14 protein-coding genes are annotated in these 12,159 nt (G+C 67.1%); 3 read left to right on the top strand and 11 right to left on the bottom strand.

The genetic code is table 11. The features are described from left to right. Positions 1-140: 140 nt before the first annotated feature. From ACSTA4_RS28195 to ACSTA4_RS28205, 3 genes are all read right to left on the bottom strand, one after another. Positions 141-719, bottom strand: coding sequence for a hypothetical protein (locus tag ACSTA4_RS28195; protein ID WP_444961715.1), 579 nt, complete (start codon positions 717-719; stop codon positions 141-143). Beyond that, positions 716-1,318, bottom strand: coding sequence for an ATP-binding protein (locus ACSTA4_RS28200; protein ID WP_444961716.1), 603 nt, complete (start codon positions 1,316-1,318; stop codon positions 716-718). The genes ACSTA4_RS28195 and ACSTA4_RS28200 overlap by 4 nt, the downstream gene beginning before the upstream one ends. Positions 1,319-1,587: 269 nt before the next feature. Next, positions 1,588-1,827, bottom strand: a complete 240-nt coding sequence (locus ACSTA4_RS28205; protein WP_444961717.1) for a hypothetical protein — start codon at positions 1,825-1,827, stop codon at positions 1,588-1,590. A gap of 260 nt (positions 1,828-2,087) precedes the next feature. On the opposite strand from ACSTA4_RS28205, the gene ACSTA4_RS28210 reads away from it, so the two are divergent. The 3 genes from ACSTA4_RS28210 to ACSTA4_RS28220 all read left to right on the top strand — a co-directional run bounded on the left by ACSTA4_RS28210 (position 2,088) and on the right by ACSTA4_RS28220 (position 4,083). Continuing rightward, complete coding sequence (locus ACSTA4_RS28210) at positions 2,088-2,948, top strand: helix-turn-helix domain-containing protein (protein ID WP_444961718.1); 861 nt, start codon at positions 2,088-2,090, stop codon at positions 2,946-2,948. A 20-nt stretch (positions 2,949-2,968) separates the two neighbouring features. Then, complete coding sequence (locus ACSTA4_RS28215) at positions 2,969-3,169, top strand: DUF397 domain-containing protein (RefSeq protein WP_444961719.1); 201 nt, start codon at positions 2,969-2,971, stop codon at positions 3,167-3,169. An 86-nt stretch (positions 3,170-3,255) separates the two neighbouring features. Further along, a complete protein-coding gene (locus ACSTA4_RS28220; protein WP_444961720.1) occupies positions 3,256-4,083 on the top strand; it encodes a hypothetical protein in 828 nt (275 codons plus the stop codon). A 254-nt stretch (positions 4,084-4,337) separates the two neighbouring features. On the opposite strand, the gene ACSTA4_RS28225 is transcribed toward ACSTA4_RS28220, so the two are convergent. The 8 genes from ACSTA4_RS28225 to ACSTA4_RS28260 form a co-directional block, all read right to left on the bottom strand. Further along, positions 4,338-4,682, bottom strand: coding sequence for a hypothetical protein (locus tag ACSTA4_RS28225; RefSeq protein ID WP_444961721.1), 345 nt, complete (start codon positions 4,680-4,682; stop codon positions 4,338-4,340). A gap of 8 nt (positions 4,683-4,690) precedes the next feature. Next, entirely contained in the window at positions 4,691-5,215 is a 525-nt protein-coding gene (locus ACSTA4_RS28230) for a pentapeptide repeat-containing protein (protein WP_444961722.1), read from the bottom strand. A gap of 288 nt (positions 5,216-5,503) precedes the next feature. Next, entirely contained in the window at positions 5,504-6,460 is a 957-nt protein-coding gene (locus ACSTA4_RS28235) for a hypothetical protein (RefSeq protein ID WP_444961723.1), read from the bottom strand. Continuing rightward, positions 6,457-7,017, bottom strand: coding sequence for a hypothetical protein (locus tag ACSTA4_RS28240; protein ID WP_444961724.1), 561 nt, complete (start codon positions 7,015-7,017; stop codon positions 6,457-6,459). The genes ACSTA4_RS28235 and ACSTA4_RS28240 overlap by 4 nt, the downstream gene beginning before the upstream one ends. Positions 7,018-7,024: 7 nt before the next feature. Beyond that, a complete protein-coding gene (locus ACSTA4_RS28245) occupies positions 7,025-9,787 on the bottom strand; it encodes a hypothetical protein (RefSeq protein ID WP_444961725.1) in 2,763 nt (920 codons plus the stop codon). Between the two features lie 53 nt (positions 9,788-9,840). Further along, positions 9,841-10,176, bottom strand: a complete 336-nt coding sequence (locus tag ACSTA4_RS28250; protein WP_444961726.1) for a DUF6507 family protein — start codon at positions 10,174-10,176, stop codon at positions 9,841-9,843. Then, complete coding sequence (locus ACSTA4_RS28255; protein WP_444961727.1) at positions 10,173-10,499, bottom strand: cell envelope biogenesis protein TolA; 327 nt, start codon at positions 10,497-10,499, stop codon at positions 10,173-10,175. Before ACSTA4_RS28255 ends, ACSTA4_RS28250 begins: the two co-directional genes overlap by 4 nt. Before the next feature lie 233 nt (positions 10,500-10,732). After that, entirely contained in the window at positions 10,733-12,154 is a 1,422-nt protein-coding gene (locus tag ACSTA4_RS28260; RefSeq protein ID WP_444961728.1) for a DUF6177 family protein, read from the bottom strand. Positions 12,155-12,159: the final 5 nt, after the last annotated feature.

Here is a 12,159-nt window from a genome sequence, read left to right on the forward strand (position 1 = left end):
TTGGTGATCCCTTTACCCGTTCCGTTTCCCGTACCTATCATCCGCAGGCCCCCGGACACCGGGCTTTGGCCGTTTGTGGCCGCACCGGGCCCCTCGTATTGGTGCGGCCTCCATGGTGGTCGGTTACCCCGCTTGGCTGATCAGGCCAGTAACTGGGCGAGGTGGTGGGCGAGGGCCCCGGCGGCGGTGGCCAGGGCGTAGCCCGCGACCGTCCAGCCCAGGCGGCGGCGGGGTTTGCGGTGGCTCGCTGTGCGGCGGGGGCGGTCCGACCTGCGCGGCAGCGGCGGCGGAGGCGTGCGCTCGCGCCGGGGCCGGGGAACCGGCAGGGGTTCGGGCCCGGGGCCGTCGCCGGGGGCGGGCCCGCGCTCGGGTCCGGGCCTGGGCCTCGGGCGGGGGCGGGGCTCCGGATCAGGGGACGAGGCCTCGCGCGGGCGGGATTTCCGGGACTCGGACTCGATCATCCAGGCGGGCACGTCCCCGTGGGTGAGCCGGTAGCGCAGCCGGGGTGTGTCCGGCATCCGGGCGAGCAGTTCGCGCTCGCGCGGGGTCCGGCCCAGCGAGACGAGCGGAGGCGACGGGACTGGCGCCGGACGCTTGGCCGTGCGGTCCGCTGCCCGGGCCCCCGGGCGGCCGAAGCGCTGGCCCCGGGGCGCGTCCAGGACGCGTCGCATGTCCGAGGAGAGCGCGGGTGCGGCGGGTGTGAGGACGGGCGCGGTCATCGGACGTCCTCCGGGGCAGACGCGGCGGAGGCGTTGGCTGCGGAGGCGGAAGCGGTGGAAGTGGCGGAGAGAGGGTCGGGATCGGCGGGCAGGTCGAAGTCCGCCCACAGCACGGTGCCGAGCCCCTCGCAGAACGGGAAGCCGACCACCTGTCGGGTGCCCCAGCGCGCGGCGAGGTGGTGGATGAGCAGCAGGCCCCGGCCGCGTTCGGCCTCGTGCCAGTCCCGTTCGGTGCGCTGGCGGGGGATGCGCGGGCGGGTACCGGTGTCGCGGTAGCCGTCGTCGATGACCGAGAGTCGGAGCGTGCGCTGCTCGGGCAGGGTCAGGGTGCGGATGACCCGGCCGTCCTGTTCGCCGGAACGGGTGTGCTCGCAGGCGTTGGCGAACATCTCGCTGGCGCACAGCACGATCGAGTCGACCAGGTCCGGGTCCAGGACGGGCAGCCCGAGCAGGGTGGGCGTGTTGGCCAGGTCGTGTCGCAGGTCGGCGCGCACTCGCGCGGTGGTGTCCAGGGTCCCGGGATAGAGGCGCGGTTTCCACAGGCTGTGGATAACGGGGGGCGTGCACTCGGGTTCGGGGTTACGCGGCAGAATGAACATGCCGGGAGCTCCTTCGGAGACGTTTGATACTGACTGGCCGCGCCCTGGGGGTGTTACTTCACCCGCCAGGGCTTTTCCGTGCCCGGCCGGAGGCGGTACGCGGGGGGAGTCCGCGAGCCTCTCGAACGGGGGATGGACGAGAGCGGGGCGGTCGTCGCTGTCGTCCTGGGCGTTGCCGCGCGGGCAACGGGTGTGGGCTCTGTGGCCGCCGTTCTCGGTGCGACAGCAGGCGGGGCAGGTCCACGGGGTTATGGGGTGAGATGGTTCGCTCACTCGACGGCCCTAGCCTCTATCAGCTCCGCCGCGACCGAGTGGGCCACGGAGAACTCGTGACCGACGGGGTGCAGGCGCGAAAGGGCGCTGCGGCCGTCGTGGGCGGCGTGCTGCCTGAACCATCGGCCGTCCACCAGGGCGACCGTCACCGAGCGGTCACCGAGCTGGGCCACGACCCGCCCTGACTCGGGGGCTTCCCCCGCCTTGAGTCCGTGTCTGGCTTCCAGAAGTCTCACCAGTTCAGCCGCCGGAATACCACTGCTTCCCTCGCGTGCCCGCCGTTCACCAGCCATGACAGTCCTCCACAGTGATAGCCACGGACCAACGACCCTGTAGAGCCGCGCCCCTGGCGGATCAATCCATGAGACCATCGTTAACTATGAACTTCCTACTTTCAAGTCCAAAGTTACTTTGCGTGATATGTCTGGTTCATTTCATGGAAGTTCGCACTAATATCAGCTGTGACATGCCATGACCAACGTTGAGGAGGTGCCTGATGGCCGCGAAGCAGCCGCCACTGCCCACGGTTGGCAAACGCCAGTTGGCCCGTGAGCTGCGGCGTGGCCGAGAAGCAGCCGGGTTGACACTCGACCAGGTGGCCGCCGAACTCGACTGGGCAAAGACCAAGGTCCACAACTACGAGAACGGTCGCTGGACACGAGGCAACCTGACGGACCTCAGGGCACTGCTCGACCTCTACGAGGTGACCGAACCAGCCCACCGAGAGTCGCTGGAGAACCTGATGCGTGACGCGAAGAAACGCGGCTGGTGGGTCCAGTACGGAGATGCCCTCGACGGTGCGCTGCTCGCGTTCGAGGACGAAGCTTCCCAGATCAGCACCTATGAACCAGAGTTCATCCCCGGGTTACTCCAGACTCGCGAGTACGCCACGGCCTTGCTTCTCGGCTACCCCTTCATCACTCCGGGAGAAGTCGAAGCCAAGGTTGAAGCACGGATGAAGCGCCAGCAGATCCTCACCCGCGATACGTCACCCACTGCGGTGTTCGTGATCGAGGAAGCCGCCGTACAGCGCCTGCTGGGCACACCCGAAGCCTTCAAACCGCAGGTGGAGCACCTGATCGAGGTCGCCGAGGACACCAGCAACACGACGTCGATCCAGATCGCCCCGCTACAATCCGGCTTGCACGGAGGGATGGGCGGATCGTTCGTGATCATGGACTTCGCTGGTGACTACGACTTGACCATCGTCTACACCGAGTCCGCGGCCCGCAACGCTTACCTCGAAAGCAAGGAGGAGGTAGCCCTCCACCGAGCCAGATTCACCCACCTCTGCGGAGTAGCGCTTTCGCAGAAGCAATCCGTTCAGCTACTCAAGAACCTCTTGCAGCCCACCTGACCCACGAAGGCCAAGGACCCATGGACCAGCTTCCCGCTCAGCACGAGGCGCTCTTCCACACCTCCACCTACTCAAGTGCTTCCTCCAACTGCGTCGAGGTCGCAGACTGGCTGGAAGGTTCAGCCCTACGCGACACCAAGCATCGGGAGCTGGGTGCCCTGACCTTTGGTCCGGTCGAGTGGCGGGCCTTCCTGAGCACCACCAGGCGCGACGTGCGCTGATCCACCCGGGCGCGCGGGCCTCCGAACCCCGCGCGCCCACGCGACGCCTTTCCGACAGTGCCCGGTGCCCCACGAGGAGAAGGCTCGTGTCCAATATCTATACGAACTTCCTGCGCGTCATCCCCCGACCTGGCCGGAGGATCGAGCGCGGCGAGGCCGAAGAGATCATCAGCCGAGTACTCAACGGGCGCGGCTCCTACAACGTCCCGGTGACGGTTCGGCTGGCAGCCGACGGAAGTCTTCTCGACATCCAGGCCGGGTGCATGAAGAACCCCGGCGTCTACGACTTCTGGAACGAACACCATGGCCGATACACCTGTATGTGGGAGCGGTTCTTCGACGATGGCGGTCTTCAGGACACCATCACCCACCACGGGCAGGAAGGGGAAACCGATCACGGTGTGTTCTGGTACGGGTTCGACGAGGTCCGCGTCCTAGGAGCCGCCGAGCACCTTCCCGACCTCGGCATGCAGTTCGTCCACTGGCAACCGTTCGGTGACGGTGCCTGGCGTGCCGAAGTCACCGGCCGCTATCAGACCGGGAACGACCGGACCGACATCGAGAAGGCGGGACCGTGTTCGATGAAGGTCGAGTGGAATCCGCCGGTCGTGGACGTGGCCCCTGGCGGTCTCGCCACACCGACGACTCCCAGCCACTGGAACGCGGAAATCGTGAGGATGGAGCCGAGCGGGCTGCACGGCTTCGTGGAGCGTGGCCACCACGGCACCCCGAAGGAGTCGCGCGCGGAGTGCGTGGAACTCCTCTGGCGCGGGCGCGTGGTGCACCGGACGCAGATGGAGTACGACACCGACTTCGACGAGTACGAATGGGAGCAGCGCAGCGCCGACGACTGGGACAACTGCCTGGACCCGAACTACCTCGCGAGCATGCGGATGTATGGGCCAAAGAGTTGACGCGGCTCAGGCGATCCTGTCGGTGAGGTCGGGAGCCAGGCCGTCCACCAAGGATCCCGGCGACGACTGCCAGCGTGGAGAGGCGCTGGAAGACATCTGCGTTCTCACCCGTGTCGACGAACCACTCCCACGAACCAACAGCCTCGGGAGCCCTGATGAGTTCAGACGTCAGCTTCCTCCCAAGGCCTGCCACTTCGCTTCATAACTAACTTCCCTTGATTTGCCGACCGCCAGAAAAACGGACTGGGGAACAATCAATCCTGGGGCGGCCTGTGAACGAGCGGTTGGTCGTTCGCATCGAAACGAGAATAAATCCCCCATTTCGTTCTCTCGGAAATCAGGTCGAAGATAAACTGCACCTTCTCGGGACTCCCTGACCACGTGACCCAGAGTACATCTATGGCTGTACCGTACGGCCCTGACAAGACCTCTTCGACGTGCACATCAACCTCGCCGATGCGTTCATCTCCGGATGCGAACCGAAACTCGAAGGTTTCAGGAGCATTGCTCCACTCCTGAACCATTTCGGGGAATCCACGCAATGCAGAAGCGACTTCGTCAGGGCTAGTGGAAACTTCAATGAATTCTACTCGTGACAACGTTCCTCCTACGGACAAGCGATAGTGCAGCCGTCGCCGATTACAACTCTCACATCCGGCGCCCCGTTGTCCCGGAACCACTCGGCGAGCTCTGGCCCACCGATGATGCAGGGATCGCTTTCCGTGCCGACGTCCACGGTCCCCCTGACCCAGCCACCGGCTCCGGCCACCCTGCATCCGAGGACCTTGGCCTCCTTGAGGACAGCGGTTCCGGAAGTTCCACCCGGTCCGAACCACACGCTTGACAGGTCTGCCCCACGCAGATCCGTCTCGTGCATCCACGCCGCGTTGAGGTATGCCTCTCTGAAGCATGAGCCGACGATTTCGGAACGATAGAATTTCGCGCCAACGAACGAGGCCCTGGTGAAGTCAACTCCCCGCGCCTCGCACTCCGAGAGGTCGGCCTTGCGGAAGTTCGCTCCGATGAACTTCGAATTGTTGAGCACAGCCGCACTGAGTTCCGATTTCGAGAAGTCGCATCCGTTGAACACGCGCCCGCTGAGATCCGCCTGAACGAAACACAGGTATCTCATGGGGTTTCCTGACAGGTCAGTACCTCGCAGATCCATCGCGGACGCACCCGACTCCTTTCTTCGCTCCCCACACGTGTTCATCCAGTCAACATAAGACAGGACAGCCGACGCGGGCTCACTGTCGAACGACAGGATGGCGAGTTCGGCACCCCCGGCTCCTCACACGAAGCTCCGGGTCGTCAATGACAGCGATCATCGCGGGCTCAGGCTCCAACCCTCCGCAAAAATCATCGAGCGCCTGTTGGAGGGCGCTCGTTGTTCCGGCAACGCGTCCGCGAACGCGGCGGTCTACCTGTCCGTCCCGGCGCTGACAGCCGTGTCCCACCACCAGTGACTCACGGGAACACCCTCGGGGACCGCGGCGGCGGCACCGCGCACACCGGGCAGGTTGGCCCGGAGCTCCTCGTCGGTGTCGTCGATGTCCTCAGCGTCCAGCAGGGTGAACGTCAGACTACCGAGGTAGGTCTCGAACAGGTTCTCCAGGGCCGAGCGGTACAAGCAGGCCCCGTACCAGCCCTCGTCATCAGGCATCAGCGCGTAGTCGTCGGTCTGGCCGAGGCAGGCGTTGAGCTCACCGGCCCGGGTCGTGACGAGTTCGGCGACGCGGAGCCGCTGGTTGTCGGAGGGCGCCCCCTCACGGAGCCTCGCCCCCCACAGCAGGAGGAGGGGCCGGTCGAGAGGGATCTGCTCGTCCGCCAGGTCGGATACGGCCTGGGAGAGCAGGTCTCGCCCGGTTCCGCCGAAGAGGTGCACCGGCTCAGTGGGAGGTGTCGGCCAGCCGTGGGCCTCCAGGTGTGCCTGTCCGTCGGTCTCCACACGCACCCGCGCCGACAGGGTCACGGTCACCAGGCCGGTCTCGGGCGCATGCCGGTGGAAGACCAGGACGCGGGACCCGTCGGAGTCTGCCGTGTCGCTGACCACGGAGCCCTCTCGCACGGTGGCGGACGCCGACGCGTGGTAGGCGTGGACGGGCGTGCCGTCACGGCGTTCAGCGGAGGGCAGTTCGTGCAGGCGGCGTTTGGTCTGCGTCGCCGCGTTGACGGGAGAGTCGAACGTCAGCACGTCGGCACGGGCGCGGAGCGTCTCGTGCACGGCGGCCGGATCCGCGCCGGGTTCGACCCGCACCCCGGTCCGTCCAAGCGCCGCTGTCGCGGCCAGGTCCCGGTCCAGGCTCCGCTGCACCAGGCCTGGGTCAGCGAGCAGCCGCGCAGCGACGATCTCTTCTGGCGAGGGTTCAGGATTCACGAGGATTCCCATCCGTCGTACCAGTCATACTGGAGTTGCGCGTCAATCATTTCCTGCGTCCAGAGTTCCCGCTTGGGAATGTGCCACCACCAGTGTTCTACAGGAACCCAATCCGGCATATCCCGCTCCGGGATCGGTGGTATATCAAGGGCGTTCTTTTTCAGAAACCCGTCCACCTCAGAAATGGTATCCAGGTCATCCTCTCCAACAAACCTATCCAACGGAACAAAAATATCGTTGAAAATCTGCAAGTTCGTTCGGATCTGACAGCACCTGAGAAACCCCGTGGTCCGACTCAAAGTCGAGTAGTGCTCGTAGCCATCAATATATTCATGGACATGATAGGGGTTTTTCCCCGACGACAGCTTCTCCTCGAAGGAGAGCCGAAACCCTTGCAGCTCCTCGGTTGACAACTCCTCGGTCCGACCTCGCCTGTGGGCCGTTACCGCAGACACAATCCCAACTTCTGTGGGCTCTGCACTATTCGTTTTAACACCCTCGGAAAAAAGCTTTTCCACTCTCTCCAGGGCAGCTCTAGCGGATTCCCCGTTTTCCATGCCCATATTATACAGTCCTGGTGGATTGGCCATAGGTAGACATGACGGGGCCGGTGTGTTCACGGATGTACACCTGCGCGACCATCACATTGATCTCTCCCACATCACCGCGTGGCACGGCGCTTGGGAGCTCCCGCTCAAAGGTCACATGCAAAGCTCCGCCGTCGAGCCGTTCGATGTGCGCCACCCTGCCGTCCCTGATCGTCCGTTCGGCACTTTCAAAGTAATCCCTCATGGGATCACCAGTTTTTTCTGCATCCGGGATCTCAACCTGATGCTTTCGGGCGTGGTAAGCAGCAGAAAGATCTGGGCCCATGCCGATCTTACCCGCACTCCCCCGCACTGCCTCTACTACTTCGGAGTCTTCCATCGACAGATCAATCCGAACCGAATCTCCTCTGGCTTCACGGATAAATCGGATATCAGAGTCCAGAGATGTCTGCACATTGAAGCCCTCCTCATAAAAGAGCTTGAAAGCGGCAAGCTTGGCCGGATTCGTGGGCTTCCTCTTCTTGCCTTCCGGGAGTTCCGGGCGCATCTCTTCGTCGATACGCCTGGCTTCCTGGTCGTAAATGGCCTTGTAGTACTCATAACGGTACGCGGCCTCGAAGGGGTTTTCCGCCCCCTCCAGGGAGAAGCGTATGGCCTCTGGCTGCAGCCGCTCATTGATCTTATTCTTGCTCGGGAACTCATTTACCACAGCGCTGGCAAAACGCTGCCACGCCCTGTCGTGTCGCTCGTTGTCTCCACGGAACCCAGCGATTTCCGCATCGGTTAGCCCCGCTCTCCGCAGGGTCGCTTCGAGTGCGTCAGCCTTCCCCAGCTTGCTCTCAAGGAGAGGATCGGGAGATCCCGCATCACCACGGGACTCTCCCTCTCCCTGATCGGCGGGATCACGGGTACCATCGCCCTCGCCCTCACGACCGTTGTCGGGGCCGCCTTCATCACCATCATCGCCGCCGGTTCCGGTGCGGTCGTTGGGCGGCTCGTCGCCCCCGCCACCACCGCCTCCGGCAGCGGGCTCGGGACGCTCCGCTTCCGTCTCCTCGCGCGGACCGCCCGTGCCCTCCCGCTCGTCGCTCCGGTCGCTCTCGGCATCCTCGTCACGACGCAGGGGACGCTGTTCGGGATCGTCCTCGGCGCGGGGCGCGTCGGTGCCGCCGCTCTGGGACTCGCCGTCCGAGCTCGGAGTCGGGGCCGGGGCTCCGGGTCTGTCACCGGGCGCTCTCGGAGGCTCCTGCGCATCCTCACCAGACCGATGGGACGGTGTTCCGCTGTCCTGGGGCCGCGACACGGGCGGACTCTGCGAGGGCCGATCCCCGCCGCCGTCGGGTACGGGGGCGTTCGGGGTGGAGGAGGGCGGACGGTACCGGTCGGGGTCCAGCAGTGAGTTGTTCAGGTGGGTGAGCGGGTTCTCGAAGCGCTCACCCGTGGGGCGCTGGCCCTCCCCGGCGCCCGGCAGCGGGCTGCTGGGCCAGCCCCGCGTTCCCGGCCCGCCACGCGACGTGAAGTTGTCCGAGCCCGTGCCCGAACCCCCGCCGGAACCCGAGCCGGAGCCGTCGAACTCCGCGTCACCCGATCCCCCGGGGGCGTCCATGGAGCCGACCACCCCCGCCCCGGCGATGATCTTGACAGCCTTGAGGGGCAGCCCGACGGTCATCAGCGCGACGTTGGCGCCGATGGTGGTGTTGGAGTAGGCGACACCGTCATCGCGTGTGGACCAGGCGGTGTGCCCTTCCCACACCTCGGCGAGGCTGTCCTGGGCGTTGCCGGTCCACCGCTCGAAACCCGCTCCCCACCCCTCCTGGCCGCCCGCGCCCGGCTCCCACAACCATCCGTGGTCGTCGTGGATACCGACCAGCGTGGCCGCGTCCATGCCCGCGTCGCGCCAGGCCGCCCCGAAGTTCTCCAAGCGCCCCCGCGGGTCGAACCGCCACCCGTTGTCGGGGTGCCAGAACCCGAGCTTGGAGGTCAGCCCCACCGCCGAACCCCACAGGATGTCGGTGGCCCCCGTGTCCCACAGCGCCTGGCCGATGGGGTTGCCCCAGTCCATCTGGGAGGGGTGGAATTCGCTGCCCGCCCACGCGGTGAAGTCGTTGATGTTGCTGTTGACGCCCTCGAAACTCAGGGCGTGTCCCAGCGACACATCGCGCTCACCGGCGTTGGTGGGCAGCCCGTAGACCAGCGCGCCGTCGCCGCCCGCCTGGTCCGGGGACACGTAGGCGGGGCCGCCGAAGGTCGCAGAGATCCGGGTGGCGCACGCGTTCTCGGCCTCGTTGAACGTCGACCAGGCCGCGTTGACCGCGTCCTTGATACGGATGTTCTCCGCCAGCGCCCACTCGTCGGTCTCGTCGTCCTTGTTCAGCCACCACACCTTCTTGTCGTGGTTGGCGTTCCACAGGCTCTGGGCGTCGATGCGCAGGGTGTTGAGCGAACGGCGCGCGGTCGCGACCGCCTCGGCCAGGTCCTCCAGCGCGCTGGCGACGGTGGCCAGGTCGCTCTGGACACCCTCTCCTCGGGTGACCACGGGGTCCATCGCGGCGAAGAGAGTCTCGCTCTCCGGTGCGCTGTAGTGGGCTTGGAGCCCGCCCCAGGTGGAGGACATGTCCTCGGCCCCGCTGAAGAGGTCCTCCCCGCCGGTGCGCAGGGTCTCGGCCGCGTAGTTGAGGGACCAGACGTCGGTGAGGGGGTAGGGGATGGTGTCGGGGACGATGAGCGTGAACGGGTTGGGGTCCACGCCGTTCTGGGGCTCGGTGGGCTCGAAACTCACCAGGGGGCCTTCCGTGGGGGCGGGGCAGGGGTGTCGGGGTGCGCGGAGTCAGGTCAGAGGTCGAGGTTCTCGCCGGTGCCCGCCTGGCTCTGGGCTTCGGCAGCCATCTCCTCCTGGCCCTGGTTGTAGGCCAGCGTGGCGTCGTTGGCGCCCTGCAGGCACGACAGGGTGCGGGTGAACATGGCGTCGGTCTCGCCGGTGAAGTGCTCGAAGAACCCGGACAGAGCGGCCTCCACGGGCGGGCTCTTGGCGTTGGTCAGCGCCATCTCGATCCCGTCGGCGGTGGAGTCGATGGTGTCGGAGAACCCGCCTCCTTCGAGGCCGAGCTGTCCGCCGAGGTCGCTCAGAACCAGCGAGACCCCGTAGACGTCGATGTTCCACTGGCTCATCGGTCCTCTCCCCTCGCCGGGGAAGCCGCGAACCGGTGCGCGTGGAACAGGGCTCCGGCCTCGGCCTCCGGGAGGTCAGCGGCGTGGACGCGGACCCCGGCCATGCTCTGCTCGGCGACGCGGGCCCGCAGCAGTTCCAGCGAGGCGCGCACGCCCTCGACCGCCCTGGCCCTGCGTTCCCGCACGGGCCTGGGGAAGGCCGCGTCCGATTCCTTGAGGACCGCGATCCCGTCGGCGGGCGCCGGGTCCCGCGGTTGAGCGACAGCGGCGTTCCCGTCCGACTCCTCCGACTCGTCCGGCGGCTCCACCAGTTCGAACTTCATCCAATGCCTGCCCTCACTCGTGGATTCCGTGACCCGCTTCGCAAGACTCCCATAGCAGTATGCGCATATGGAGTGACGTTCCACGATCGGTCCCGGTTTCGGAGGAACCGCCCCGGCGGTGGTCAGGCGCGGGGTCTCCGGACGAGCCGAGCAGAACACGCAGCTGGGAACAGCGAAAGTGACGTGCGTCACCCGCACTCCGGAAAAGGGCGACAGCCTCCCTCCGGGAAGGCTCAGGCCCTCTTCGCGGGAGCCGCGGACAGGTACTCCGTCTGCCTCCGCATGAGGTCCAGGGCGCGCAGGGGCGCCTCGACGTCCTCCACCACCGGGTACCAGACCGCCCGGGCCCCGTCCTCACCGACGAGCGTGCCCTGGATCGGCCCCGCCTGGGCGCGGCCGGTCCCGATCCGGCGCAGCCGGTCCGGTCCGACCGCGAGCCCGATCGGGACCGCGGGCCCCGCCCACACCGGCGCGTAGGTGACATCGGCGCGCCCGGGGATGCGGCGCACGCGCAACCCGTCCAGCAGCCCTTCGGCCGCCAACGCCTCCACCAGGTCCGGAAACGCGTCGAAGGGCACGGCGTCCCCGTTCTCGAACCCGGTCACCACCGACACCCGCTCCAGGACCCCGGTCCCGCGCCGGGCCAAGTGGAGCTGTCCGGAGAAGGGGCGCCCCTCGCCCAGCGGACCCGACAGGTACAGGATCGAGGGCTTGGGCCCGCGCTCGCGCACGAAACCGGCCACCCGTTCGCGGTCCCACGCCAGAAGCGCGGGCTCGTGCGGACCCCACGCCGAGGGCGCGGTCCCGGCCAGGTGCTCGGTGAGGACCTCCGCCACACGGCCCAGGTCCGGGGTGAACGGGTCGCGGTGGAGCACGGACACGTCCACCACGACCTGTGTTCCGGCGCTCTCGGCGAAGTCCGCGAGGAACCCCGCGACCGGCTCGACGTCCGGCTTCCCGACCCCCCACGCCAGCCCGACCGGCTCCCTGTCCGCGCGGAACCCCTGCTCGTCGTCCCAGCGCACGGGCAGGCCGGTGATGCCGTCGTAGTGGCCGCCGTCCTCGCCCCGCACCACCCAGCGCCCCAGCGTCCCGGCCGCGAAGGTGCGCACCGCGTAGGTCAGGCGGGCGGTGGGCGGGGTGAGCACCTGGAGCGTCCTCTCCCCGACGTGCGTGGCCACCGCGTCGCTGAGCCAGGACGAGAACGGCACCACCGCCCGGTCCTGGGCCACCAGGAGAGCCCTGGCCGCGGTGCGCTCGACCGCCGGGTGCTCCGGTTCCTCCCACAGCCCGAAGTCGGCCGGCCCCGAGGTCCACACCGCCCCGCCGAGCCGCAGCGCGAGCCCGTCGGCGAACCGGTGCGCCGCCTCCCGCCCCCGTTCGTCGGGACGGGCGCGCGCCTCCACCCACCAGAACGTCTCCGGCAGCCCCGCCACGACCTCCGGCCCCAGCAGACGCACGACCGCGTCCGAACGCTCCACCAGCCGCCCGGGTTCGAGGGTGGCCAGCAGTTGGGCGTCCCCGTCGCGGATCTGCATGACAGTGGTGTCGCCGTGCCAGTGCAGCCGCAGCTCGGGGTCCACGCCTCGCAGGGCGTGGACGACCGCCTTCTCGTCGGGCTCGTGGGCGACCAGGGCCACCACGTCGTAGCTCAACGGCT

It is taken from the genome of Nocardiopsis sp. M1B1, assembly GCF_052466615.1.

What these genes read in the sequence shown, in the direction of transcription:
- ACSTA4_RS28250 (WP_444961726.1), bottom strand. Translation starts at nt 10,176, where the DNA reads ATGAGCCAGTGGAACATCGACGTCTACGGGGTCTCGCTGGTTCTGAGC.
- ACSTA4_RS28255 (WP_444961727.1), bottom strand. Translation starts at nt 10,499, where the DNA reads ATGAAGTTCGAACTGGTGGAGCCGCCGGACGAGTCGGAGGAGTCGGAC.
- ACSTA4_RS28240 (WP_444961724.1), bottom strand. Translation starts at nt 7,017, where the DNA reads ATGGAAAACGGGGAATCCGCTAGAGCTGCCCTGGAGAGAGTGGAAAAG.
- ACSTA4_RS28210 (WP_444961718.1), top strand. Translation starts at nt 2,088, where the DNA reads ATGGCCGCGAAGCAGCCGCCACTGCCCACGGTTGGCAAACGCCAGTTG.
- ACSTA4_RS28200 (WP_444961716.1), bottom strand. Translation starts at nt 1,318, where the DNA reads ATGTTCATTCTGCCGCGTAACCCCGAACCCGAGTGCACGCCCCCCGTT.
- ACSTA4_RS28215 (WP_444961719.1), top strand. Translation starts at nt 2,969, where the DNA reads ATGGACCAGCTTCCCGCTCAGCACGAGGCGCTCTTCCACACCTCCACC.
- ACSTA4_RS28230 (WP_444961722.1), bottom strand. Translation starts at nt 5,215, where the DNA reads ATGAGATACCTGTGTTTCGTTCAGGCGGATCTCAGCGGGCGCGTGTTC.
- ACSTA4_RS28195 (WP_444961715.1), bottom strand. Translation starts at nt 719, where the DNA reads ATGACCGCGCCCGTCCTCACACCCGCCGCACCCGCGCTCTCCTCGGAC.